At 41.8% G+C, this 24,812-nt stretch carries 19 protein-coding genes and 5 tRNA genes; 18 read left to right on the top strand and 6 right to left on the bottom strand.

The annotated features are described in order from the left end of the window. Positions 1 to 6 precede the first annotated feature (6 nt). Positions 7 to 1,167 (bottom strand): BamA/TamA family outer membrane protein, encoded by a 1,161-nt coding sequence (locus tag BM375_RS10405; protein WP_093366115.1) that lies wholly within the window; start codon positions 1,165 to 1,167, stop codon positions 7 to 9. A 303-nt stretch (positions 1,168 to 1,470) separates the two neighbouring features. Here BM375_RS10405 and BM375_RS10400 point away from each other — a divergent pair. The 9 genes from BM375_RS10400 to BM375_RS10360 all read left to right on the top strand — a co-directional run bounded on the left by BM375_RS10400 (position 1,471) and on the right by BM375_RS10360 (position 5,583). Beyond that, positions 1,471 to 1,543 (top strand) — tRNA-Thr (locus BM375_RS10400). A gap of 25 nt (positions 1,544 to 1,568) precedes the next feature. Beyond that, positions 1,569 to 1,649, top strand: a tRNA-Tyr gene (locus tag BM375_RS10395). 51 nt (positions 1,650 to 1,700) lie between these two features. After that, a tRNA-Gly gene (locus tag BM375_RS10390) sits at positions 1,701 to 1,776 on the top strand. A gap of 85 nt (positions 1,777 to 1,861) precedes the next feature. Continuing rightward, a tRNA-Thr gene (locus tag BM375_RS10385) sits at positions 1,862 to 1,933 on the top strand. Positions 1,934 to 2,016: 83 nt separating this feature from the next. Further along, positions 2,017 to 3,204 (top strand): elongation factor Tu, encoded by a 1,188-nt coding sequence (gene tuf / locus BM375_RS10380; protein WP_093365846.1) that lies wholly within the window; start codon positions 2,017 to 2,019, stop codon positions 3,202 to 3,204. A gap of 157 nt (positions 3,205 to 3,361) precedes the next feature. Then, positions 3,362 to 3,433 (top strand) — tRNA-Trp (locus BM375_RS10375). Positions 3,434 to 3,457: 24 nt separating this feature from the next. Next, complete coding sequence (gene secE, locus BM375_RS10370; protein ID WP_093365844.1) at positions 3,458 to 3,652, top strand: preprotein translocase subunit SecE; 195 nt, start codon at positions 3,458 to 3,460, stop codon at positions 3,650 to 3,652. An 18-nt stretch (positions 3,653 to 3,670) separates the two neighbouring features. Beyond that, a complete protein-coding gene (gene nusG / locus BM375_RS10365) occupies positions 3,671 to 4,216 on the top strand; it encodes a transcription termination/antitermination protein NusG (protein WP_093365843.1) in 546 nt (181 codons plus the stop codon). Between the two features lie 149 nt (positions 4,217 to 4,365). Beyond that, positions 4,366 to 5,583 (top strand): FG-GAP repeat domain-containing protein, encoded by a 1,218-nt coding sequence (locus BM375_RS10360; protein ID WP_093365842.1) that lies wholly within the window; start codon positions 4,366 to 4,368, stop codon positions 5,581 to 5,583. A gap of 69 nt (positions 5,584 to 5,652) precedes the next feature. On the opposite strand, the gene katG is transcribed toward BM375_RS10360, so the two are convergent. Continuing rightward, positions 5,653 to 7,950: a catalase/peroxidase HPI gene (katG, locus tag BM375_RS10355; protein WP_093365840.1), complete on the bottom strand. Its 2,298-nt coding sequence runs from the start codon at positions 7,948 to 7,950 to the stop codon at positions 5,653 to 5,655. A 327-nt stretch (positions 7,951 to 8,277) separates the two neighbouring features. Here katG and rplK point away from each other — a divergent pair, with 327 nt between their 5' ends. The 6 genes from rplK to rpoC all read left to right on the top strand — a co-directional run bounded on the left by rplK (position 8,278) and on the right by rpoC (position 18,740). Then, entirely contained in the window at positions 8,278 to 8,721 is a 444-nt protein-coding gene (gene rplK / locus BM375_RS10350) for a 50S ribosomal protein L11 (protein ID WP_093365839.1), read from the top strand. Between the two features lie 22 nt (positions 8,722 to 8,743). After that, positions 8,744 to 9,442, top strand: a complete 699-nt coding sequence (rplA, locus tag BM375_RS10345; RefSeq protein WP_093365837.1) for a 50S ribosomal protein L1 — start codon at positions 8,744 to 8,746, stop codon at positions 9,440 to 9,442. 2 nt (positions 9,443 to 9,444) lie between these two features. Next, positions 9,445 to 9,963 carry a 50S ribosomal protein L10 gene (gene rplJ, locus BM375_RS10340; RefSeq protein WP_093365836.1) on the top strand — a complete coding sequence of 173 codons (519 nt, stop codon included), beginning with the start codon at positions 9,445 to 9,447 and terminating at the stop codon, positions 9,961 to 9,963. 73 nt (positions 9,964 to 10,036) lie between these two features. After that, positions 10,037 to 10,414: a 50S ribosomal protein L7/L12 gene (gene rplL / locus BM375_RS10335; RefSeq protein ID WP_093365835.1), complete on the top strand. Its 378-nt coding sequence runs from the start codon at positions 10,037 to 10,039 to the stop codon at positions 10,412 to 10,414. 167 nt (positions 10,415 to 10,581) lie between these two features. Next, positions 10,582 to 14,391, top strand: a complete 3,810-nt coding sequence (gene rpoB, locus BM375_RS10330) for a DNA-directed RNA polymerase subunit beta (protein ID WP_093365833.1) — start codon at positions 10,582 to 10,584, stop codon at positions 14,389 to 14,391. A 71-nt stretch (positions 14,392 to 14,462) separates the two neighbouring features. Next, a complete protein-coding gene (gene rpoC / locus BM375_RS10325) occupies positions 14,463 to 18,740 on the top strand; it encodes a DNA-directed RNA polymerase subunit beta' (RefSeq protein WP_093365832.1) in 4,278 nt (1,425 codons plus the stop codon). 72 nt (positions 18,741 to 18,812) lie between these two features. Here the strand turns inward: rpoC and BM375_RS10320 are convergent, their stop codons facing one another. The 4 genes from BM375_RS10320 to BM375_RS10305 form a co-directional block, all read right to left on the bottom strand. Beyond that, a complete protein-coding gene (locus BM375_RS10320; protein ID WP_093365830.1) occupies positions 18,813 to 19,178 on the bottom strand; it encodes a type II toxin-antitoxin system HicB family antitoxin in 366 nt (121 codons plus the stop codon). Positions 19,179 to 19,181: 3 nt separating this feature from the next. Continuing rightward, the gene (locus tag BM375_RS10315; protein ID WP_093365829.1) at positions 19,182 to 19,424 is read right to left on the bottom strand and encodes a type II toxin-antitoxin system HicA family toxin; all 243 of its coding nucleotides are present in this window, start codon (positions 19,422 to 19,424) and stop codon (positions 19,182 to 19,184) included. A 50-nt stretch (positions 19,425 to 19,474) separates the two neighbouring features. Continuing rightward, the gene (locus tag BM375_RS10310; protein ID WP_093365827.1) at positions 19,475 to 20,116 is read right to left on the bottom strand and encodes a beta/alpha barrel domain-containing protein; all 642 of its coding nucleotides are present in this window, start codon (positions 20,114 to 20,116) and stop codon (positions 19,475 to 19,477) included. Positions 20,117 to 20,206: 90 nt separating this feature from the next. Beyond that, positions 20,207 to 21,199: a sugar kinase gene (locus tag BM375_RS10305; protein ID WP_093365826.1), complete on the bottom strand. Its 993-nt coding sequence runs from the start codon at positions 21,197 to 21,199 to the stop codon at positions 20,207 to 20,209. Positions 21,200 to 21,353: 154 nt separating this feature from the next. On the opposite strand from BM375_RS10305, the gene BM375_RS10300 reads away from it, so the two are divergent. From BM375_RS10300 to BM375_RS10290, 3 genes are all read left to right on the top strand, one after another. Then, positions 21,354 to 22,175, top strand: coding sequence for an SDR family oxidoreductase (locus BM375_RS10300; protein ID WP_093365824.1), 822 nt, complete (start codon positions 21,354 to 21,356; stop codon positions 22,173 to 22,175). 24 nt (positions 22,176 to 22,199) lie between these two features. Next, on the top strand, positions 22,200 to 23,372 hold the full coding sequence (gene uxuA, locus BM375_RS10295) for a mannonate dehydratase (RefSeq protein WP_093365823.1): 1,173 nt from the start codon (positions 22,200 to 22,202) through the stop codon (positions 23,370 to 23,372). Positions 23,373 to 23,439: 67 nt separating this feature from the next. Then, entirely contained in the window at positions 23,440 to 24,798 is a 1,359-nt protein-coding gene (locus BM375_RS10290) for an MFS transporter (protein ID WP_093365822.1), read from the top strand. Positions 24,799 to 24,812 lie beyond the last annotated feature (14 nt).

The raw sequence follows: 24,812 nt of genomic DNA, 5'->3' as shown, positions 1-24,812 counted from the left end.
CAAGGATTAAAAAGCCTCACTGATACTTAAATAAAAGCCGGATTGTCGTTGTTCGCCGGGACGTTTTTCACCAAAAGCATAGTCGAAGCGAATGGTGCTGCTGTGTTCCAAGCTGAAGAAGTAACGTATGCCCGCTCCGTAACTCGGTGCAAGGCGAAGATCGTGGGAAGGAGAGAAGGTGCTACCTGTACCTGCAAAGCCCACGATGCCAAAACGCGGCATAAAACGATAGCGTGCCTCAGCCTGAAAAGCTGCGTAATTTTTGTCTTTGTATCGACCTAGGTAATAACCGCGCATGCTCATATCTCCACCTAAGTCACGGTATACATAGAACGGTGTATTTTTACCATAAGTGCCCCGGTAGAGCAATTGCCCTGCAAGGGTAACCTTAGCTGATACGGCATGGAACAGACGTAAATCGGCCTCTGTTTGGCTACCTGTAAAATGTTCGCCTCCCCAAAAATCAGGTGCATAGGCATATTTTAAGCGGGCATATATCCCTTTTGTTGTATAGGTTGTCGAGTTTCGGCTGTCGTATAAACTGGAAATACCTAAAGCGACATATTGTCCGCCGGTTTTTCCAAGAACCGAAGGGTGGTCAAAAACACCACCAGCCTCCCGATCTTCAAATTTGAAGTATTCAAAGTTGACATTCGCTCCGGCATAAAAATTAGGTGCCAGTCTACGCTCTACATCGATTTTGGCTCTGACTAATTTTTGTTCCAGAAAATCCTCGTCAGCCTTCCAGGTGTCGTTGCCTATGCCATAAAAATTAAATGGCCAATCTCGGTAGCGCAATTCGGAAAGGATGTGATAATCATTGTTTTTGGTCCAGATGTCGGTCAGCAATTTGATATTCTTCTGCTGTTTGGTGGTCAATGTCCCAATAAGCGTGATATTGGAAGTGCGGCTGTTTAGATCCGCTTTGTCCATATAGAAATTATAGGTGCTGGCCACGCCATATTCGAGGCCGGTTTCCTGTGCGTATCCTACTGCCGGAAGAACAATAAAGCTGTTTCCGCGGGAGGAATCCGTTTCTGAGGAGAATAGCTTTTTTATCGTTTTCTTAATAAAGTTGGGATGCTGTTCCTGAGCTTGAGTTGGGCTGATGGATGTGATAAATAATGCAGATAGGAGGAAGGATATAATGCTGTACTGTGCTTTCATGTGTTGCTTTAATCTGTTGCCTTTGGAAAAATGTGGCGCAAGATGTAAATTATTTCGTTGCATATCAAGTATATGATGAAAATGCTGTGTTTTTTTTCTGAAATATTTTTGTAGTTTCGATGGAGTCGCTATCTTTGCATCATCAAAAACAAACAGGGTGTTGTTTCTGAAAAAAAGAAGTTCTTTAACACGATAAAAAAGTTTTTAAAAAGCTTGCAAATATCAAAATTAAATTAGATTTTTGCACTCGCTATCTGAAAGGGTAGAAGTTCTTTCAGAGAGTTTTTAAAACTTTATCATATTGCCTCCTTAGCTCAGCTGGTAGAGCAACTGACTTGTAATCAGTAGGTCATTGGTTCGATCCCGATAGGAGGCTCTAATGCGATTTTAATCGCAGGTCTGGAGGGGTTCCAGAGCGGTCAAATGGGACGGACTGTAAATCCGTTGCTTCGGCTTCGAAGGTTCGAATCCTTCTCCCTCCACTCCAAGGTGGTTCGAAATCTCATCTTTTACAGATGGGATTTTGGACTTAAGCGGAAGTAGCTCAATTGGTAGAGCGATAGCCTTCCAAGCTATAGGTTGCGGGTTCGAGACCCGTCTTCCGCTCCATTTTAATGTTTGATTTGAGTCTCTGTCTTTTTGATAAAACGTCTTATAAGGTAGAGGCAATAATCTGTAAATAAGCTTTTGATAAGCCGAAGTAGCTCAGGGGTAGAGCACTTCCTTGGTAAGGAAGAGGTCGTGGGTTCAAATCCCATCTTTGGCTCGGAAAAATACACAAAGTTTATTACTTTTGTAAAGTACAAGATTTAATTAAGAAATATTTTATAATTACTAATTCGCATAAACATGGCAAAAGAGAAATTTGACCGTAGTAAACCGCACTTAAACATTGGTACTATCGGTCACGTTGACCACGGTAAAACAACTACGACAGCTGCTATCACTAAAGTATTAGCTGATAAAGGTTTGTCAGAAGCTCGTTCATTTGATTCAATTGACTCTGCTCCTGAAGAAAAAGAGCGTGGTATCACAATCAATACTGCACACGTAGAATATTCTACAGCTAACCGTCACTATGCACACGTTGACTGTCCAGGTCACGCTGACTACGTGAAAAACATGGTAACTGGTGCTGCTCAGATGGACGGTGCTATCATCGTAGTTGCTGCGACTGATGGTCCTATGCCTCAAACTCGTGAGCACATCCTTTTGGCTCGTCAGGTAGGTGTTCCTGCGTTAGTAGTTTTCATGAACAAAACTGACTTAGTTGATGACCCTGAGTTGTTAGACTTAGTTGAAATGGAAGTTCGTGAATTATTATCATTCTACGAATTCCCAGGTGATGATATCCCTGTGATCAAAGGATCTGCATTAGGTGCATTGAACGGTGAGCCTGAGTGGGTTGAGAAAATCATGGAATTGATGGACGCTGTAGATAACTACATTCCAATCCCTCCACGTTTGACTGATCTTCCTTTCTTGATGCCTATCGAGGACGTATTCTCAATCACTGGTCGTGGTACTGTTGCTACAGGTCGTATCGAAAGAGGTGTAATCAACTCTGGTGATCCAGTTGAAATCCTTGGTATGGGTGCTGAGAACTTGAAATCTACTGTAACAGGTGTTGAGATGTTCCGTAAAATTTTGGATTACGGTGAAGCTGGTGATAACGTAGGTCTATTGTTACGTGGTATTGAGAAAACTGATATCAAACGTGGTATGGTTATCTGTAAACCAGGTTCAGTAACTCCTCACACAGATTTCAAAGCTGAGGTTTACGTATTGTCAAAAGCAGAAGGTGGTCGTCACACGCCATTCTTCAACAAATACCGTCCTCAGTTCTATTTCCGTACAACTGACGTAACAGGTGAAATTTCTTTACCAGAAGGTACTGAGATGGTTATGCCAGGTGATAACGTTACAATCACTGTTAAGTTGATCAATGCTATCGCAATGGAAAAAGGTCTACGTTTCGCTATCCGTGAAGGTGGTCGTACAGTAGGTGCTGGTCAGGTAACTGAAATCTTAGCGTAATCTTTTTAGATTATTCTAAATATAAAACAAGCTAATTGGCTGATGCTGATTAGCTTGTTTTTTTCTACTTGTTTTACATGAAATAAAGTAGAAAAAAAGGTGAATAATATTTGCTCCTATAGCGTTGAAACGCTATATTTGCATCATCAAAAAACCAAGGGATATAGTATAATGGTTAGTATAGCGGTCTCCAAAACCGTTGGTCTGGGTTCGAATCCTGGTATCCCTGCTACAATAATTTAGGTAAACTAAAATGGCTAACGTACTTAATTTTTTTAAAGACTCTTATGTCGAGATTACTGAAAAAGTAACTTGGCCTACTTGGTCTCAATTGCAAAACTCAGCGATTGTTGTACTTGTTGCTTCTATCATCATCGCATTGGTTATCTTCGTTATGGATAAAGCTTCAAGTAACTTGTTAGAGTTGTTGTACGGGATCACCTCCTAATATTATCATTTAAATTTTATGGCAGATCAATCGTTAAAATGGTATGTAGTTCGTGCCGTTAGTGGAAAAGAGAAGAAGGTAAAGCAATATGTAGAAGCCGAAGTTAGTCGCTTGGGCATTCAGCATTTGGTACCTCAGGTGTTGATACCGATGGAGAAATATTACCAAATGCGCGATGGAAAAAAAGTAGCTAAAGAGCGTAACTATTATCCAGGCTATGTGTTGATCGAAGCGGCTTTGGACGGTGAGATTGAACACGCTATCAAAAACCTGAACAGTGTTATCGGTTTCTTGGGTGATAAAGAAGGAAATGCAATTCCTCTACGCCCAGCTGAGGTAAACCGTATCTTAGGTAAAGTAGATGAGATGGCTGAGCAAGGTGAGAGCATGAATGTTCCTTACTATGTCGGCGAGACGGTGAAAGTGAGCGATGGACCTTTCAATGGCTTTACTGGTGAAATTGAAGAAGTTCATGAGGATAAGAAGAAATTGACCGTTATGGTAAAAGTCTTCGGAAGAAAGACACCGCTTGAATTGAACTACATGCAAGTCGAAAAAGAGTAATTATGTAGTACCGAGTTATTGGGTACTGCGTAATGAGAGAATATAATGTAAAACCTCATCCGATTCGGGTGAGGTTTTTTATTATACCGAAATTTTTAGTTTTTGGACAGGATTTTGTGGGTATTTCGTAGATCCTATTAAATTCAAATATGATGAACTCGAAATCTAAAGTATTGAAAACCTTTGTGTGTCTGTGCAGCTTGCCGCTGTTCGCCTGTGCGCAGGAACAAAAAGATGAAACAGCCTATTTCAAGGATGTAACCTCTACTCACATCCCCATTGATCCGAAAAGTCACGCCTTAGATGTGGCGTTGACTGATTTTAATGGCGATGGTTATTTGGATCTGGTGTTAGCATTGGAAAAAGAACCCAACAGAATTTACCTCAATGACGGCACAGGGAAATTTATCTGGGTCAAAGGAGTGTTTGCGGATAAGAATCATGACACGGAACATGTGCGCATAGGGGATTTTGACAGGGATGCTTCATTGGATGTGATTTTTGTGGCAGAGGATGACCAGAACCACGAATACTATCTTGGGAATGGCGATGGTACTTTTAACAATGTAAGTGAACGCCTGTTAGGTAAAAGTGAAGCAAACGGACTCGATATAGGTGATGTTAACGGTGATGGTTTGCCGGACATCGTGGTCGGAAATTCCGGTGAAAAGCCTGCTAATTTTCTGTGGCTAAACGACCTTTCACAGCCTGGTTATTTTGTAGATATATCCCAAGAAGCTTTGCCCAAAGACTTGGATCAAACACAATCGGTTAAGTTAGTTGATTTAGATGGGGATGGTCATCTGGATATGGTTATTGGCAATGAAGCACCGCCAAGCCGAATTTATTTCAATGATGGTAAAGGGAATTTCAAAGAACGGGAAGGTGCTTTGAAAGAAGAAGTTGGGTTGCATACGCGGGAAGTTATTGCTTTCGATGCCAACAATGATGGTTTGATGGATTTGTTTTTTGCTAACTTGACAAGTAATGCCGGAAAACGGGAAAGAGACCCCAGAGGACGGTTGTTTATCAATCAAGGCGATGGTAAATTCGCCGATGAAACAGAAAACCGTATTCCGGCCTACGATTTCTCCACGTATGCAGCGAATGTTATTGATTATGACAGGGATGGTGATTTGGATATAATTTTAAGCGCTATTCGTATACCACCTTTTGAGGCAGATAGGGTACGTATGTTGCAAAATGATGGAAAGGGAAATTTTACGTTTGTCACAGAGGATGTTATTCCAGCTATCACGGTTGAGCGAAGTTGGGGGATCGCAATAGGGGATGTGAATAATGATGGTATTGCGGACGTGGTTATTGGTGCTTGGGGAGGACAAGTAAGATTGCTTTTGGGTAAGTAGTAATCTAAGGGTTGTCCTTTTCTGACATTGTCAGAAAAGGACAACCCAAAAGATATTCAACGACTCGAATTATCTCAGATCGAACCTATCCAGATCCATAACTTTCGCCCATGTCGCAACAAAGTCTTTTACGAATTTTTGCTGCGCATCCGCACTACCATATACTTCGGCAATTGCTCTGAGCTCAGCGTTAGACCCAAATACCAGATCCGCACGTGTAGCTGTCCATTTCAGGTCATTGCTGCTCCGGTCGTAACCTTCGTATATTTCTTTTTCGTCAGATTGTGCCTTCCACTGTGTACGCATATCCAGCAGGTTGACAAAGAAATCATTGCTTAATATCTCCGGACGTGTAGTGAATACCCCGTGATTAGAACCGTCATAATTTGTGTTCAGCACGCGCATTCCACCAACTAGAACAGTCATTTCCGGTGCTGTTAGTGTCAGTAATTGTGCTCTGTCAATCAGGAATGCTTCTGTAGGAGTTTTGTACTTAGCTTTTACGTAGTTTCGGAAACCATCTGCTTTTGGTTCCAAATAAGTGAACGATTCCACATCGGTTTGCTCCTGTGTCGCATCTGTTCTTCCTGCGGAAAATGGTACGGTGATGTTTACACCGGCAGCTTTCGCTGCTTTTTCAACAGCTGCGTTTCCTCCCAAAACGATTAGATCGGCCAAGGATACTTTTTTTCCACTGTGCGTATTATTAAACTCTGCTTGGATACTTTCCAATACCTCCAATACTTTGGCTAACTGTGCAGGGTTGTTAACTTCCCAGTCTTTCTGTGGGGCTAATCGAATACGTGCACCATTGGCACCACCTCGTTTATCGCCTCCGCGGAACGTAGAAGCAGAAGCCCAGGCGGTAGATACAAGTTCTGCTACGCTCAAACCGGAATTGAGAATTTGAGATTTCAACGCACTGATGTCATCTTCGTTCACCAACTCGTGGTCAACTTCCGGAACAGGGTCTTGCCAGATAAGAATTTCTTCGGGAACTTCTGGGCCTAAATAACGCGATTTTGGACCAAGGTCACGGTGCGTTAATTTGAACCATGCCCGAGCAAAGGCATCTTCAAACTGATCTGGGTTTTCCAAAAAGCGTCTAGCTATTTTTTCATAAGCCGGATCAAAACGTAAAGACAAGTCGGTGGTTAACATTGCAGGTGCATGTTTTTTATTCGGATCATGTGCATCAGGCACGGTATTCGCACCCATGCCGTGTTTCGGTATCCACTGATGTGCGCCAGCCGGACTTTTAGTTAACTCCCATTCATAACCGAATAAGTTCCAAAGAAAGTTGTTCGTCCAACGGGTTGGTGAAGACGTCCAGGTTACTTCGAGTCCACTGGTAATGGTATCTCCACCTTTTCCTGTGCCATAGCTGTTTTCCCAACCGAGCCCCTGCATTTCCATATCTGCGGCTTCTGGCTCATGGCTGACATGATCTGCTGAAGCAGCGCCATGGGTTTTCCCAAAGGTATGCCCCCCAGCTATCAGTGCAAGGGTTTCCTCATCATTCATCGCCATTCGTTTGAACGTGTCGCGAATATCATGGGCTGCTGCAACGGGATCGGGATTGCCATCCGGACCTTCCGGGTTAACGTAGATAAGTCCCATCTGTACTGCTGCAAGCGGGTTTTCCAAATCGCGGCTGTGGATTTTTCCATCAGCATTATCATCGGATACCAATACTCCGTGATCATCCTGTGCGCCCTCAGAACCCCTGGCATATCGTTTGTCTCCACCGAGCCAAGTCGTTTCTCTACCCCAATACACATCCTGATCCGCTTCCCATACATCTTCACGCCCACCAGCAAAACCAAATGTCTTAAAGCCCATCGATTCTAACGCTACATTGCCCGTTAGGATCAAGAGGTCAGCCCAGGAGATCTTATTGCCATATTTTTGTTTGATAGGCCAAAGAAGTCGTCTTGCTTTGTCCAAACTTACATTATCCGGCCAGCTGTTCAAAGGAGCAAAGCGCTGTTGCCCTCTGCCCGCACCTCCACGGCCATCTTGTATGCGATAAGTTCCTGCACTATGCCATGCCATGCGGATAAATAGTGGGCCATAATGACCAAAATCTGCTGGCCACCAGTCTTGCGAGTCTGTCATCAAGGCATGTAAATCTTTCTTCAGCCCCTCGTAATCCAAGCTTTTGAATGCTTCTGCGTAGTTGAATTCTTCGTCCATGGGGTCCGTTAGAGAGGAGTGTTGACGCAGGATGTTGAGGTTTAAACGGTTTGGCCACCAGTCGCTGTTCTGGGTTCCGTCGCTGCTGAGGTGCGTTGATTGTGCTTTTGAAGCCTTCCCGCCTCCACTGTGGAATGGGCACTTGCCGAAATCGTTGGTGTTGTTCTCCATTGTGTTGATCTTTATGTGTTTATAATATATTGCTTTTGCTGTGTTTACCAAAGATAAGGCTAAAAGTGATTGCTTGTTTATTTATAATCTTGATAGGTTATCGGTTTTGTTTATAGTGTAAACCTATAAGGTTTCTAAAACCTTATAGGTTTAGAGGAGATGAAAAAAATATTTTATTACTAACCTTTTGTATTTCAAAACTTCTTGTTATCTTTGCACCTCGTTTGGTTAGTTAGGCATTGCTTAATGAGCTGGCGAAAGTAAAATGTTACGTTATAATGCTTCCACCTTACTAACAAACATTTAACAAATTAAATTCAAAACAAAATGGCAAAAGAAGTCAGTGCGTTAGTAAAATTACAAGTTAAGGGCGGTGCTGCAAATCCATCTCCTCCAGTAGGACCTGCATTAGGTGCTAAGGGTGTGAACATCATGGATTTCTGTAAGCAATTCAACGCTCGTACGCAAGACAAACCAGGGCAAGTATTGCCTGTTGTCATTACAGTTTACAGCGACAAGTCATTTGATTTTATCATCAAAACCCCTCCTGTAGCAGTTCAATTAAAAGATGCTGCTAAATTAAAGAGTGGATCTGGTGAGCCTAACCGTAAAAAAGTTGCTTCTATTACTTGGGAGCAAGTTGAGGTTATCGCTAAAGATAAAATGCCTGATTTGAACGCATTTACTGTAGAGGCTGCTATGAAAATGGTAGCTGGGACAGCACGTAGTATGGGTATTACCGTATCCGGTAACGCTCCTTGGAACAATTAATTAACGAAATCAGTTTAAGAAAGTGGCTAGATTAACAAAAAATCAAAAAGCGGCACTATCCAAAATTGAAGCTGGTAAGGCGTACTCTTTACAAGAAGCAGCTGCTTTGGTAAAAGAGATTACAACGACTAAGTTTGATGCTTCTGTGGATATCGACGTTCGTTTAGGCGTGGATCCTCGTAAAGCAAACCAAATGGTTCGTGGTATCGCAACATTGCCTCACGGAACCGGTAAAACCGTGCGTGTTTTAGTATTGTGTACTCCTGATAAGGAAGAAGAGGCTAAAGCAGCAGGTGCGGATTACGTAGGTCTTGATGACTATATCAGCAAAATCGAAGGTGGTTGGACTGACGTTGATATCATTATTACTATGCCTTCGGTGATGGCAAAAGTGGGTAAATTGGGCCGTATCTTAGGTCCAAGAAACTTAATGCCTAACCCTAAAACTGGTACAGTAACTACGGAAGTAGGTAAAGCTGTAACGGACGTTAAAGGTGGTAAAATTGATTTCAAAGTCGACAAGACAGGTATCATCCACACTTCAGTGGGTAAAGTGTCGTTCGAGGCAGACAAGATTTATGACAATGCATTAGAGGTATTACAAACTCTTTCGCGTCTTAAACCTTCCGCTGCAAAAGGAACATACTTTAAAAGTATTCACATTTCTTCAACAATGAGTCCTGGTATTCATGTTGATACAAAATCAGTAGCAGGAATTTAATCATGAGAAAAGAAGAAAAACAAGCAATTGTTCAAGCTTTGGCCGAACAGATTAAATCTTACGGTAATTTTTACATTACTGACACTGCTGATTTAACTGTTGAAAAAGTAAATAACATTCGCCGTAAAGGTTTCGAGCAAGGCATCATGATCCAAGTGGTTAAGAACTCTTTGATTGAGAAAGCCCTAATCGAAGCTGGTATTGACTCGGAGGAATTGCGTGGCGCTCTTAAAGGAGCTTCTACAATGATGTTCTCAGAGACTGGGAATGCACCTGCGAAATTGATCAAACAATTGCGTAAAGAAGGTGATAAGCCCCTTTTAAAAGCGGCTTACATCCAAGAGACAGCTTTTGTTGGTGATGATCAATTGAATGCGTTAGTTACTCTTAAATCTAAAGAGGAACTTATTGCAGACGTTATCGCATTGCTTCAATCTCCTGCGAAGAATGTTATTTCCGCACTTCAATCAGGTGGAAACACAATTTCAGGTCTGGTAAAAGCTTTAGAAGAAAGAGGCTAACGAACGCCTTGAATAAAAGTTCGTGCATTTAATTAACATTTTTTATTAAGTACATTCAAAAATTAAAAATAAAATGGCAGATTTAAAACAACTTGCTGAACAGTTAGTTAACTTAACGGTAAAAGAAGTTAAAGAATTAGCTGATATCTTAAAAGACGAGTACGGTATCGAGCCTGCTGCTGCTGCTGTTGCAGTTGCTGCTGCTCCTGCTGAAGGTGGCGCTGGTGCTGCTGAAGAGAAAACTTCATTTGACGTTATCTTGAAAGAAGCTGGTGGTCAGAAATTAGCAGTAGTTAAATTGGTTAAAGATTTAGCTGGCTTAGGCTTGAAAGAAGCTAAAGATTTAGTTGACGGAGCTCCTAAAGAATTGAAAGCTGGTGTTTCTAAAGACGAAGCAGAAGCTTTGAAAAAACAATTAGAAGAAGCTGGAGCTGTTGTTGAGATCAAGTAATCTCGACACCGAAAAAGCACCTTAAAAGGTTTAGACTCTGTCAAGTTTTTGACAGAGTCTATTCCTGTTTATATTAACGTATGTCAAATGGATGCTGACATTTGACGATATGCGATACGATTACAGCATAGTTAGCTCAGTTTTTTTAAACTAAAAATCTTATTCCCTTGGCAAACAATAATATTCAAAAAGAAAGAATAAATTTTGCTACCAGTAAGAAGGTTATTGATTATCCGGATTTTCTGGACGTGCAATTGCAATCTTTCAAGGAGTTTTTTCAATTAGAAACTACTTCTGACAATCGCCATCAGGAAGGGCTGTTCAAGGTTTTCTCGGAAAACTTCCCTATTTCTGATTCAAGAAACATTTTTGTGCTGGAGTTTTTGGATTATTTCATCGATCCTCCTCGCTACGATATCCAAGAGTGTATCGAGCGTGGTCTGACTTACAGCGTTCCTCTAAAGGCAAAATTGAAGTTATCTTGTAATGATGAGGAACACGAAGATTTCGAAACCATTGTACAGGATGTATATTTGGGAACGATTCCTTACATGACGCCTAAAGGTACCTTCGTTATCAACGGTGCCGAGCGTGTTATCGTTTCACAATTACACCGTTCTCCTGGGGTATTCTTCGGTCAGAGTAGACACACAAATGGTACTAAACTTTATTCTGCAAGGGTAATTCCTTTCAAAGGATCTTGGATCGAATTTGCGACAGACGTAAACAACGTGATGTATGCTTATATCGACCGTAAAAAGAAATTCCCGGTTACTACTTTGTTGCGCGCGATCGGTTATGATTCCGATAAAGATATCTTAGAATTGTTCGATCTTGCAGATGAGGTTAAGGTAAGCAAGTCGGGTCTTAAAAAATACGTTGGTCGTCGTTTGGCTGCCAGGGTATTGAAAAAATGGATCGAAGATTTCGTGGATGAAGATACAGGTGAAGTTGTATCTATCGACCGTAACGAAATTATCTTAGAACGTGAAACCGTTTTAGAGGAAGACCACATTGAATTAATCATCGACGCAGGTGTAAAATCTATTATCCTTGCGAAAGAAGATGGTGCAAACAATGCGGATTACTCTATTATATATAATACTTTACAGAAGGATACGTCTAACTCGGAAAAAGAAGCTGTAGAACACATCTATCGCCAATTGCGTAACGCTGAACCACCTGATGAGGAAACGGCTCGTGGTATCATCGATCGTTTGTTCTTCTCAGACAAACGTTACGATTTGGGAGATGTGGGGCGTTACCGCATTAACCGTAAGTTAGGTTTAGGTACTGCGGATGAAACCAAAGTATTGACGCGCGAGGACATCATTGCCATCGTGAAGTATCTTATCAACTTAATTAACTCCAAAGCAGAGGTAGATGATATTGACCACTTGTCAAACCGTCGTGTACGTACTGTAGGAGAGCAATTGTACGCACAGTTTGGTGTCGGTCTGTCACGTATGGCCCGTACTATCCGTGAGCGTATGAATATCCGTGATAACGAGGTCTTCACGCCGACTGATTTGATTAATGCACGTACTTTATCGTCTGTTATCAACTCATTCTTCGGAACGAACCAGTTGTCACAGTTTATGGATCAAACGAACCCATTGGCTGAAATTACGCACAAGCGTCGTTTGTCAGCTTTAGGGCCAGGTGGTCTATCCCGCGAGCGTGCAGGTTTCGAGGTGCGTGACGTTCACTACACACACTATGGTCGTTTATGTACTATCGAGACTCCAGAGGGACCAAACATCGGTTTGATTTCTTCTTTGGCTGTACACGCGAAAATCAACAACTTAGGCTTTATCGAAACACCTTACCGTAAAGTAAGAGATGGTAAAGTCGTTGTGGATGAGCCGGTAGTTTATTTATCTGCTGAGGATGAAGACGACAAAACTATCGCACAGGCGAACGCACAATATGACGATAAAGGTAATTTTGAGGATCCAAAAGTAAAAGCAAGATACGAGGGTGACTTCCCGATTATCGAGCCTGAGAAATTGGATTATATGGACGTTGCGCCTAACCAGATTACCTCTATTGCGGCTTCGTTGATTCCTTTCTTGGAACATGATGATGCCAACCGTGCGTTGATGGGGTCGAACATGCAGCGTCAAGCTGTGCCTTTGTTGAAACCACAAGCGCCGATTGTGGGTACTGGTCTGGAAGCTCGTGTAGCTTCGGATTCGCGTACCTTAATTAATGCAGAAGGTAACGGTGTTGTTGAATATGTAGATGCGAACGAAATCAAAATCCGTTACGAACGTACGGAAGATGATCGTTTGGTATCGTTTGACAACGACGTACAGACATATAGACTTACCAAGTTCAAGAAAACGAACCAAAACACGTGTATCAACTTGAAACCTATCGTAACGAAAGGTCAAAAAGTTACTAAAGGACAGGTGTTATGTGAAGGTTATGCTACTGAAAATGGTGAGTTGGCATTGGGCCGTAACTTGAAAGTAGCATTCATGCCTTGGCAAGGATATAACTTTGAGGATGCGATTGTAATCTCTGAGCGCGTAGTATCGCAAGACTTATTCACTTCTTTGCATATCGAAGAGTTTGAATTGGAAGTACGTGATACAAAACGTGGTGAAGAAGAATTGACAGCAGATATCCCGAATGTTTCGGAAGAAGCTACCAAAGACCTTGACGAAAACGGTATCATCCGTATCGGTGCTGAGGTTAATGGTGGCGACATCTTAATCGGTAAAATTACACCTAAAGGTGAGTCAGATCCTTCACCAGAAGAAAAATTGCTTCGTGCAATCTTCGGTGATAAGGCTGGTGATGTGAAAGATGCTTCATTGAAAGCGTCTCCTTCTCTAAAAGGTGTAGTAATCGATACGAAATTATTCTCTCGTGCGAAGAAAATGTCTAAAGAAGTTGAAAGAAAAGCTTTGGACAAATTAGAAGTAGCACACGACAAAGCTGTTAAAACGTTGAAAGATCGTTTGGTTGAAAAACTATTCACGATTGTAAACGGCAAAACCAGCCAAGGCGTATATAATGTGTACAAAGAATTGTTAGTACCTAAAGGAGCTAAATTCACACAAAAAATCCTTATGGATTTGGATTATGCACACATTAACCCAACTGGATGGACTACTGATGAAGAGAAAAACGAATTGATCAAGTTGGCGCTTCACTTCTATAACATTAAAGTTAACGAAGAATTGGGTGCTTTCAAACGTGATAAGTTTGCAATCTCTGTAGGTGATGAACTTCCATCGGGTATCGTTCAGATGGCTAAAGTTTATGTTGCTAAGAAACGTAAGCTGAAAGTAGGGGATAAGATGGCGGGACGTCACGGTAACAAAGGTATCGTTGCACGTATCGTTCGTGATGAGGATATGCCATTCTTGGAAGATGGAACACCGGTTGATATCGTATTGAACCCATTGGGGGTACCTTCACGGATGAACCTTGGACAGATTTACGAAACTGTTTTGGGTTGGGCTGGTCAGAAATTGGGAATGAAATTCGCTACACCAATCTTTGACGGTGCTGAAATGGACGAGGTAGAAGAGTGGATTGCAAAAGCTGAATTGCCAATGTCGGGTAGAACTTATCTGTACAATGGTTTGACAGGTGAACGCTTTGACCAACCGACTACTGTGGGTGTTATCTACATGCTGAAATTAGGTCACATGGTAGATGATAAAATGCACGCTCGTTCTATTGGTCCTTACTCGTTGATTACGCAACAACCATTGGGTGGTAAAGCACAATTTGGTGGTCAGCGTTTCGGTGAGATGGAGGTGTGGGCATTGGAGGCATTCGGTGCATCCAATATCCTACAGGAGATCTTGACCGTGAAATCGGATGACGTGGTTGGTCGTGCAAAAACTTACGAAGCTATCGTTAAGGGCAATAACCTTCCAACGCCATCAGTACCAGAATCGTTCAACGTATTGGTGCACGAGTTACGCGGTTTAGGATTAGATATCACATTAGATTAAAGCAAAATTTTAGACCTATAAGGTTTTCAAAACCTTATAGGTCTTGTATACATCTTTAAGTTATACAACGTATGTCTTACAAAAAAGATAATAAAATTAAAAGTAACTTCACATCGATTACGATCAGCTTGGCTTCTCCTGAGACTATCTTGGAGCGTTCCAGCGGTGAGGTTACCAAACCAGAGACGATCAACTATCGTACCTACAAACCAGAGCGTGATGGTTTATTCTGTGAGCGTATCTTCGGTCCTGTAAAGGATTACGAATGTCACTGTGGTAAATACAAGCGTATCCGTTACAAAGGTATCGTGTGTGACCGTTGTGGTGTGGAAGTAACGGAGAAGAAAGTACGTCGTGAGCGTATGGGGCACATCAACTTGGTGGTTCCTGTGGCACACATCTGGTACTTCCGTTCTTTACCTAACAAAATTGGTTATTTGTTGGGACTTCCTACCAAGAAATTGGATATGATCATCTACTACGAAAGATATGTGGTTATCCAAGCCGGTATCAAGGAAGAAGATGGTATCTCTTACATGGATTTCTTGACTGAGGAAGAGTATTTGGATATTTTAGATACTTTACCAAAAGAAAATCAATACTTAGACGATAACGATCCGCAGAAATTCATCGCTAAGATGGGTGCTGAAGCTATGGAAGAGTTGTTGAAACGTATTGATTTGGATCAGTTGTCATACGATTTGCGTCACCAAGCGGCTAACGAGACTTCTCAGCAACGTAAAAACGAGGCTTTGAAACGTCTTCACGTGGTAGAAGCTTTCCGTGGTGCAAATGGTCGTATCGAGAACCGTCCGGAGTGGATGATTGTGAAAATCGTTCCGATTATTCCACCAGAATTGCGCCCATTGGTGCCATTGGATGGTGGTCGTTTTGCCACTTCGGATTTGAATGACTTATATCGTCGTGTGATTATCCGTAACAACCGTTTGAAGCGTTTAATCGAGATCAAAGCACCAGAAGTTATCTTGCGTAACGAAAAACGTATGCTTCAGGAAGCAGTAGACTCTTTATTCGATAACTCGCGTAAAGTGAATGCTGTGAAAACAGAAGGTAACCGTGCGTTGAAATCGTTGTCTGATATTTTGAAAGGTAAACAAGGTCGTTTCCGTCAAAACTTATTAGGTAAACGTGTGGATTATTCGGCTCGTTCGGTAATCGTCGTTGGTCCGCACTTGAAATTACACGAGTGTGGTCTTCCTAAAGATATGGCGGCAGAGCTTTACAAACCATTCATTATCCGTAAGATGATTGAGCGTGGTATTGTGAAGACTGTAAAATCAGCGAAGAAAATCGTTGACCGTAAGGATCCGGTTGTATGGGATATTCTTGAAAATGTATTGAAAGGACACCCTGTACTATTAAACCGTGCGCCTACGCTTCACCGTTTGGGTATTCAGGCTTTCCAGCCCACTTTGGTAGAAGGTAAAGCTATCCAATTGCACCCATTGGTATGTACAGCGTTCAACGCCGATTTTGACGGTGACCAGATGGCGGTTCACTTACCTTTGGGTAATGCTGCGATTTTGGAAGCCCAAATCTTGATGTTGGCTTCGCACAACATTCTTAACCCTGCGAACGGTTCGCCAGTGACAGTACCATCACAAGATATGGTATTGGGTCTTTACTATATTACTAAAGGCCGTAAGTCTACTGAAGATCATAAAGTAAGAGGTGAAGGAATGACTTTCTATTCTCCGGAAGAGGTAATTATCGCCTTGAACGAGAATCAGATCGATTTGCATGCTTTCATCAAAGTAAAAACGAAAACAAAAAATAAAGAAGGACAGATTGTTGATGCCATCATCGAAACAACTGTAGGGCGTGTAATCTTTAACCAGATTGTTCCTATCGAAATGGGCTACATCAACGAATTGTTGACTAAAAAATCATTGCGTAATATCATTGGGGATATTGTGAAAAATACGGGTATGGCTCGTGCTGCACAGTTCTTGGATGATATGAAAGAGTTAGGATTCCAAACAGCTTTCAAAGGAGGTTTGTCGTTCAACTTGCAAGATTTGAATATCCCTGCAGCTAAAGCTGATTTGATTCAGCAAGCTACAAACGAGGTTGAAGAGGTGATGAACAACTATAACATGGGTTTCATTACCAACAACGAGCGTTATAATCAGATTATCGATATCTGGACACGTATCAACAACAGGTTGACAGCAAACGTGATGGATATTCTTTCTAATGACAACCAAGGTTTCAACTCTGTTTATATGATGTTGGATTCTGGAGCTCGTGGTTCGAAAGAGCAGATTCGTCAGTTATGTGGTATGCGTGGTTTGATGGCTAAGCCTCAGAAATCAGGTACTTCGGGTGGTGAGATTATCGAGAACCCGATTCTATCGAACTTCAAAGAAGGTCTTTCGGTATTGGAGTACTTTATCTCTACCCACGGTGCGCGTAAAGGTCTTGCGGATACGGCGTTGAAAACGGCCGATGCGGGTTATTTGACTCGTCGTCTGCATGACGTTGCACAGGATATGATTGTTGTAGAGCATGATTGTAGCACGCTACGTGGTATCTACAAGACAGCCTTGAAAGAAAACGATGATATCGTTGAGCCTTTATATGACCGTATCTTAGGTCGTACACCATTGAATGATGTTTTTCATCCAGAGACAGGTGAACTTATTGTTGCGGCAAATGAAGATATCAGTGAAGAAGTAGCAGCTGCGATAGAAGAAGCTGGTATCGAAGGAGTGGAAATTCGTTCGGTATTAACCTGTGAATCGAAACGCGGTGTATGTGCTTGTTGTTACGGCCGTAACTTGGCTTCTGGTAAACGTGTTCAATTGGGTGAAGCGGTTGGTGTAATTGCAGCACAGTCTGTAGGTGAGCCAGGTACACAGTTAACACTTCGTACATTCCACGTGGGTGGTACGGCATCGAATATTGCTGCTGATTCCAGTATCGTTGCTAAGTATGAAGGTAAGATTGAATTTGAGAACGTACGCTCCGTGCCTAAAGAAGGCGAGAATGGTCCTTACCAAGTTGTAATCGGTCGTTCTGGAGAGATTCGTATCGTTAGCGAAGATAGACGTGTGCTTTACAATCAGATCATCCCTTATGGAGCGAACTTGTACGTAAACGAAGGTGATACGGTTGAAAAGGGTAAAGTATTGGTAGACTGGGATCCATACAACGCGGTGATTATATCTGAGTTTGCCGGTAAAATCGAGTTTGAATCCATCATCGAAGGTGTTACTTTCCGTGATGAGTCTGACGAGCAAACCGGTCACAAAGAGAAGGTCATCATCGAGACTCGTGATAAAACGAAAAACCCGACAATCAAGATTACCGATTTAGCGGGAGATGCGTTGCGTTCATACAACATTCCGGTTGGTGCACACGTTTCGGTACAAGATGACCAGAAAATCAAAGAAGGTACTATCATAGCGAAGATTCCTCGTGCTACAGGTAAAACCCGAGATATTACAGGTGGTCTTCCACGTGTTACGGAGTTATTCGAGGCACGTAACCCTTCTAACCCTGCTGTTGTTACGGAGATTGATGGTGTAGTAACCTTGGGTGGTGTGAAACGTGGTAATCGTGAGATTTCTATCGAATCCAGAGATGGACAGATTAAGAAATACTTGGTACCGCTTTCTAAACACATCTTGGTACAAGATAATGACTTTGTGAAAGCGGGTATGCCATTGTCTGATGGTTCTATTTCACCTTCCGATATCTTATCTATCAAAGGTCCATCTGCAGTTCAGGATTATATCGTGAATGGTATCCAAGAAGTTTACCGTCTGCAAGGGGTGAAAATCAACGATAAACACTTCGAGACTATCGTTCACCAGATGATGCAGAAAGTAAATATCGAGGATCCGGGAGATACACGCTTCTTGGAGAAAGAAGCTGCTAACAAATGGGACTTCATGGCAGAGAATGATTCACTATTCGACAAGAAAGTGGTTGTTGATGCCGGAGATTCTAACTCACTACGTCCGGGACAAATTGTGACCATGCGTAAGTTACGTGAAGAAAACTCCGTACTTCGTCGTCAGGATTTGAAAACCGTAGAAGTGCGTGATGCTATCCCTGCTACTTCAAGCCCATTGTTGCAAGGTATTACCCGTGCATCTTTAGGTACGAAATCGTTTATCTCTGCAGCTTCCTTCCAGGAAACTACGAAAGTATTGAACGAGGCAGCTATCGCTGGTAAACGTGACGATTTGTTAGGTTTGAAAGAAAACGTAATCGTTGGTCACTTGATTCCTTCAGGTACTGGTTTACGTGATTACAGCAACATTATCGTTGGTTCTCGTGAAGAATACGATCAATTGTTGGCTTCGAAAGAAGAAGATTAAGACCGAAGGTCTTTTCTATAAAAAAATAGGGTAGCGAAAAATCGCTACCCTATTTTTTTTATATGTGTTTCACTATTTGGAAATGTCGATTTTCAGTACGTTTTCGTGCTCTACGATATAGGATAAAGCAATTTTAACCACCTCATTGAGATTGAGCCCTTTTTTAGCAGCTAAAAGAGCTGTTTGCTGATGCAATTCTTTTGGGACACGTACATTAAAAGTACCTTTATATGTCTTCTCAGGAGTTTTGTTCAATGATTTGCAGGTTTCTATATAATCGGAAACAGCTTCCTTAAAAGCAGACTCTAATTCATCGACAGACGTGCCTTCGAAAGTGACTAAATCGTTGATTCCTTGAAGTTTTCCATAGAAAACCCTATCCTCTGCCGAAAATTCGATAGTTCCAATGTATCCTTTATGTTCTAAATAGTTTTTCATCTTCTACAGTTTTAAATGATCGATAACAGCACTTAGTTGATATGACTTTAATATTTTTTGAGGGTGAGGCTCATGTATACTGATGATTTGGTGGTTTTTATCTATAAATTTCCGTCTTGAACCGCCTGTTTTTCCACGAGGGATTTCTGTATAACCATAATGTTTTAAAACTTTCAATAATTCCTGCCAAGTAAAATCTTTGGGTCTGGAACATAGTCGTTCTATCAATTTTTCTATTGTGCTCATACAAAAATACGTGTTTTATTAAAGGTTTGCAACTAATTTCTAGTTGCTATTTATCTCTTCACCCATTTCATTAAGTCTTTTGCACGTTCAACTAACCAATCATAATCTGATGCATCGGTTGGAGCAGCAAATAATTTCGAGCCCAGTCCAACGGAGAATACACCTGCGTCAAACCAACTTTGTATATTTTGTTCCTCTACATCTACACCGCCTGTAGGCATAAATTTTACCTGCGGAAATAGCGGCTTGATGGCTTTTAGGAATTTAGGCCCTAAAGTATCTCCGGGAAATAATTTCACTAAAGGTGCTTGTAGACGTTCCGCCAGAGCGATTTCAGTAGGAGTCATGCAGCCTGGTATCCATAAGATACCCTTATTTAGGGTTTCATCCGCAATTTCCTCTACGATGATAGGACTTACAATAAATTCAGCACCGAGTGCTACAAATTCTTTTGCTTGTTCGGGAGTTTTGATTGTGCCAATACCTAATTTTAAATCAGGAAAGTGCAGATTTTTGTATTCCAGTAAAGCTGTAAAGTTTTCTTTCGCGTTATTCCCCCGGTTAACAAATTCAAATACACGAACCCCGCCTTCATAACAGGCTTTTAGGACTTCAATGCACGTGTCTTTATCGTCATGATAGTATACCGGAATAGCCGGGTATTGTTGTATGGTTTCTACTATGTTGTTCATTTTTTGTTTAAGGTTTAATGTTTAAAGTTCAAGGTTGTCTTTTATCCGTGTTCCTTGTCTCATATCTCAATAAGCATATCCCGATACTCACTACTCATATTTCCCATTTCCAAAATCACCTTTGACAAACAGCTTATGATAACCTGCTCCCGTAGCTATATCAATAATATCTTGTGGGGCTTTATGGTGGATTAATCCGTGAATAATTCCTGCCATGAAAGCATCACCGCTTCCGATACGATCTACAACCTCAAAGGTTTCGTATGTTCTGGAATGTACATGTGTGTCCTGGTTATGGTACGTGCCGTAAAAGAGATTGTGTGTCGGGTTGTCCATAAAGCGAAAGGTATAGGCTACATGTCTACACATTGGGTATTTCTTAAATATTTCCACCGCGGATTCTTGGGCAGCATTCAGATAGGTTGCTTGTGGTGTTTCTTGGTTGAACGAACTATCCACAGGAATATCCAACATTTTGTTGGCAGCCCAGATATTACCCATGATAACATCACAATATTGAACCAAATCTGGCATGACCTCAATGGGTTCTTTACCATATTGCCATAATTTATTGCGGTAATTTAAGTCAACAGAGATGGTAATATTTCGTTCCTTTGCGGCTTTTAGCACATTGTGCATAACCACAGCCATTTCTTGGTTTAGAGCTGGTGTCAATGCTGTCCAATGTAACCATGAAACACCATCCAATAAATGCTCCATATTGATATTCTCGGTACGTAACTGGCTGAAGCTGGAATATTTCCTATCGTAGATAACATCCCCTTTCGACAGACCATTTGCCGACATAAGGATATATGTGCCAATGCGGTCGCCTATACGGATGCTTTGGGAAGTGTTAATGCCCAATACATTCAGTGTAGTTAAGATTTCCTCAGCTAATGTGTTATTGGGAAAAGCGCTGGCATAGGATACGTTATTCCCCATCTGAGCCAATGTGGCTGCGACATTGGCTTCGGATCCTCCCGGAAAAATTTCCAGATAATTTTTGCCCATTTCGAAGAAATGTGCTCCGGTGCTTTGTTGCCGGATAAGTATTTCACCAAAGGAAAGAATCTGTTGCATCGTCTGTTATCGGTTATTGTTGAGGCTTAAATTACAGTTTTTTTTACTTATTCAAGGTATGATTTACGCAAACGTTATCGTTGATTTTTAGGTTTCTTATTCCATTCTTTTCTAAAATTTAAGTATTATTGAACTATAAACCGAAAAATCAACAATGAGTATATTAGATAGTTTTTCATTGAAAGATAAAGTTATCGTCGTAACCGGAGGAACTGGCATCTTAGGGAAGTCCTTTGTACAAGCATTGGCAGAGGCTGGTGCTAAAGTATGCATTATCGGTCGTGATATGCAAAAAGCCGAAGAGCGTGTTCAACTGGTAGAACGATTAGGATCCGAAGGTTTGGCGATTGCAGCCAATGTCATGGATGAAGTTTCGATGAAAGAAGCAAAAGAACGGATACTGGAGAAATGGGGTACGATAGATGGACTTGTCAATGCTGCCGGAGGAAATATCCCAGGGGCAACGATAGGGCCTAATGACGATATCTTTGATAATAAAATTGGTGATACCATCAAAGCAATAGAGCTGAATTTATACGGTACGATTATCCCGACTTTAATCTTTGGTGAAGTTATTGCCAAGAAGGGGAAAGGTGCTATTGTGAATATTTCGTCTCTGGCGGCAAGCCGTCCGTTAACGCGGGTATTGGGATACACAGTCGCTAAACATGGTATTGATGGATTTACAAAATGGATGGCAACTGAACTGGCGCAGCGTTACAGCGATAAAATTCGTGTAAATGCTATTGCTCCGGGCGTGTTCCTGACCGAGCAGAACAGAACGCTTTTAACCAATCCAGATGGAAGCTATACAGAGCGTGCTCAAAAATTTGTCAACGGAACACCATTCTCGCGTTTGGGAAACCCTTCCGAACTGGAAGGTACATTGGTTTATTTGTTGAGTGATGCCTCCGGCTTTGTTTCAGGTGAAATAATCTTTGTGGATGGGGGATTTAATGCTTGGTGTGGGGTATAAGCAGTAAGCTATTAGATTTAAAGTATGAATAAAAAGAAATTAGAACAGACTTGGCGCTGGTATGGTCCTGAAGATCCGGTTACTTTACAGGATGTGAAGCAAGCTGGAGCTACGGGAATAGTAACAGCGTTACATCATATTCCGCATGGCGAAGTTTGGCCTAAAGCAGAGATATTGCAACGGAAGAAAATCATAGAGGATGCGGATTTGGTATGGTCTGTTGTGGAAAGTGTAACAGTACACGAAGCCATTAAGACCCGCTCTGTTGAGGCTGAACATTATCTGGAAAACTATTGTCAAACTTTACAGAATCTTGCTGATTGTGGTATCAAAACCGTTTGCTACAACTTTATGCCGGTATTGGACTGGACGCGTACGCAATTGGATTTGGTAATGAAAGATGGATCCAAAGCGCTGTATTTTGATTGGGTAGATCTGGCCATTTTTGACATCTATATTTTGCAACGCCCGGATGCGGCGAGTTCTTATTCTCCAGCTATCCTTTCTAAAGCAGAAGCGAATGTTGCAACGCTTTCGGAAGATGATTTGCAGGGTATTCAAACTAATGTATTGATGGGCATTCCTGGGGAGAAGGATGCTTCATTGGAGGACTTACGCAGGAGCATTGCTATCTATGGCGAAATTGGGTTCGATGGTTTGCGCGATAACCTTGCTTACTTTCTGTTCGCTATTTCGGATGTCTGCGAGCGTGAAGGTATTAAAATGACGATGCATCCGGATGATCCGCCTTTTCCGATTTTGGGCTTACCACGCATCGCAAGTAATTTGACCGATTTCCAGAGAATCATCGATTGCGTGGATAAGGATTTCAATGGAATATGTTTTTGTACTGGTTCATTGGGAGCCGGAGCCCAAAATGATTTGCCGAAAATGTTTCGAGCATTGGCACATCGCGTTCACTTTGTCCATCTGCGCAACGTCAAAAGGGATGAGATCGGAAGTTTTTACGAAGCAGACCATTTGGATGGGGATGTGGATATGTATGCTGTAATGAAAGCCTTGGTGGAAGAGAATCAACTGCGGGATAAAAGTATTCCTTTTCGCCCGGATCATGGACACCAGATGCTGGACGACTTGCACAAGAAAACCAATCCGGGATATTCCGCCATTGGCCGTTTAAGAGGTCTGGCAGAATTGCGGGGACTGGAATTGGGAATTGTACGAAATCAAGAATAAGGTAAGCGGATGGATTTGCCGAAATTGTAGATTCATTGAACTTTCCAAATTATAAACACACAAGATTATGATAAAAGAGAACATCGGAAACTACAGGTGGACAATATGTGCCCTGCTCTTTTTCGCTACCACCATCAACTACTTAGACCGACAGGTGCTAAGCTTGTTAAAACCAAACTTAGAAGAACAATTTGGTTGGTCGAATAGTGATTATGCAGATATTGCTGCTGTATTTCAGATTGTCTATGCCGTGTCAATGCTGTTTGCTGGTCGGATAGTTGATAAGTTAGGTACGAAATGGGGGTATGGATGGGCGATTATATTATGGTCGATTGGTGCGATTATTCACGCTTATTCTATCGCTATTGGCGAAACGATTATTGCCACGATTGGTTGGATTGGAATAGCAGCCGTACCAGCGTCTATTATTGGTTTTATGTTTTCCCGAGCTATATTGGCGATTGGAGAGGCTGGAAACTTTCCTGCGGCGATCAAAGCTACGGCAGAATATTTCCCGAAGAAAGAACGATCTTTTGCTACTGGTATTTTCAACTCAGGGGCTAATGTAGGGGCGATATTGGCGCCTTTGACTGTGCCATGGATTGCGACAAATTGGGGCTGGCCGGCCGCCTTTGAAATTGTTGGTGGAGTTGGTTTCCTTTGGTTATTCTTTTGGTTGTTTTTTTATGAGTCGCCAGAGAAGCAAAAACGACTTTCACAGGAAGAGTTGGCATATATCAATAGCGATCAGGAGGAAGAGGCTGTCACCGATACTCCGACAGAAAAGGTATCCTGGTTTAAATTGTTGGGTTATAAGCAAACCTGGGCGTTTACGATTGGCAAGTTTATGACAGATGGCGTATGGTGGTTTTTCTTGTTTTGGTTGCCTGCATACCTCAAAGACCAATACGGTATGATGAATGAACAGATTATGCTTCCGTTGGCGGTACTGTACAGTATGACGATGATTGGCAGTATCGGAGGTGGATGGTTTCCGAAATATTTTATTGATAAAGGCTATGCGCCTTATGACGGACGTATGAAAGCAATGTTGGTTATTGCATCTATTCCTTTGGTCGTATTATTGGCTCAACCGTTAGGGCATTATAGCTTTTGGGTTCCAGTAATTCTCATTGGTATAGGCGCATCGGCACATCAAGCCTGGAGTGCCAATATCTTTACTACGGTCTCGGATATGTTCCCTAAAAGGGCAATTGGTTCGGTAGTTGGGATTGGAGGTATGGCAGGTGGCTTGGGCGGAGCCCTAATTACTAAGTTAGGTGGCGGTCTTTTTGATCATTATAAAGCTTTGGGGAGTATTGAAACTGGCTATACCATTATGTTCACGATTTGTGCCGTAGCTTATTTGTTGGCTTGGACTATCATGAAATCTTTGGTGCCGAAAATGAAATTAATCAAGCTTTAAGAAGAGGATAGAAG

The organism is Sphingobacterium wenxiniae (genome assembly GCF_900116225.1).
Taxonomy (GTDB): Bacteria; Bacteroidota; Bacteroidia; order Sphingobacteriales; family Sphingobacteriaceae; genus Sphingobacterium; species Sphingobacterium wenxiniae.
The sequence above is the reverse complement of the archived record's forward strand: the minus strand, read 5'-3'. Positions and strand labels throughout refer to the sequence as shown.

Bases quoted from the DNA above. Each gene is read 5' to 3' on its own strand.
- BM375_RS10310 (WP_093365827.1), bottom strand. From the start codon at position 20,116: ATGAACAACATAGTAGAAACCATACAACAATACCCGGCTATTCCGGTA.
- BM375_RS10305 (WP_093365826.1), bottom strand. From the start codon at position 21,199: ATGCAACAGATTCTTTCCTTTGGTGAAATACTTATCCGGCAACAAAGC.
- rplJ (WP_093365836.1), top strand. From the start codon at position 9,445: ATGAGAAAAGAAGAAAAACAAGCAATTGTTCAAGCTTTGGCCGAACAG.
- BM375_RS10290 (WP_093365822.1), top strand. From the start codon at position 23,440: ATGATAAAAGAGAACATCGGAAACTACAGGTGGACAATATGTGCCCTG.
- BM375_RS10300 (WP_093365824.1), top strand. From the start codon at position 21,354: ATGAGTATATTAGATAGTTTTTCATTGAAAGATAAAGTTATCGTCGTA.
- rpoC (WP_093365832.1), top strand. From the start codon at position 14,463: ATGTCTTACAAAAAAGATAATAAAATTAAAAGTAACTTCACATCGATT.
- BM375_RS10315 (WP_093365829.1), bottom strand. From the start codon at position 19,424: ATGAGCACAATAGAAAAATTGATAGAACGACTATGTTCCAGACCCAAA.
- rplK (WP_093365839.1), top strand. From the start codon at position 8,278: ATGGCAAAAGAAGTCAGTGCGTTAGTAAAATTACAAGTTAAGGGCGGT.
- katG (WP_093365840.1), bottom strand. From the start codon at position 7,950: ATGGAGAACAACACCAACGATTTCGGCAAGTGCCCATTCCACAGTGGA.
- rplL (WP_093365835.1), top strand. From the start codon at position 10,037: ATGGCAGATTTAAAACAACTTGCTGAACAGTTAGTTAACTTAACGGTA.
- uxuA (WP_093365823.1), top strand. From the start codon at position 22,200: ATGAATAAAAAGAAATTAGAACAGACTTGGCGCTGGTATGGTCCTGAA.
- nusG (WP_093365843.1), top strand. From the start codon at position 3,671: ATGGCAGATCAATCGTTAAAATGGTATGTAGTTCGTGCCGTTAGTGGA.
- BM375_RS10405 (WP_093366115.1), bottom strand. From the start codon at position 1,167: ATGAAAGCACAGTACAGCATTATATCCTTCCTCCTATCTGCATTATTT.
- secE (WP_093365844.1), top strand. From the start codon at position 3,458: ATGGCTAACGTACTTAATTTTTTTAAAGACTCTTATGTCGAGATTACT.
- tuf (WP_093365846.1), top strand. From the start codon at position 2,017: ATGGCAAAAGAGAAATTTGACCGTAGTAAACCGCACTTAAACATTGGT.
- BM375_RS10360 (WP_093365842.1), top strand. From the start codon at position 4,366: ATGATGAACTCGAAATCTAAAGTATTGAAAACCTTTGTGTGTCTGTGC.
- BM375_RS10320 (WP_093365830.1), bottom strand. From the start codon at position 19,178: ATGAAAAACTATTTAGAACATAAAGGATACATTGGAACTATCGAATTT.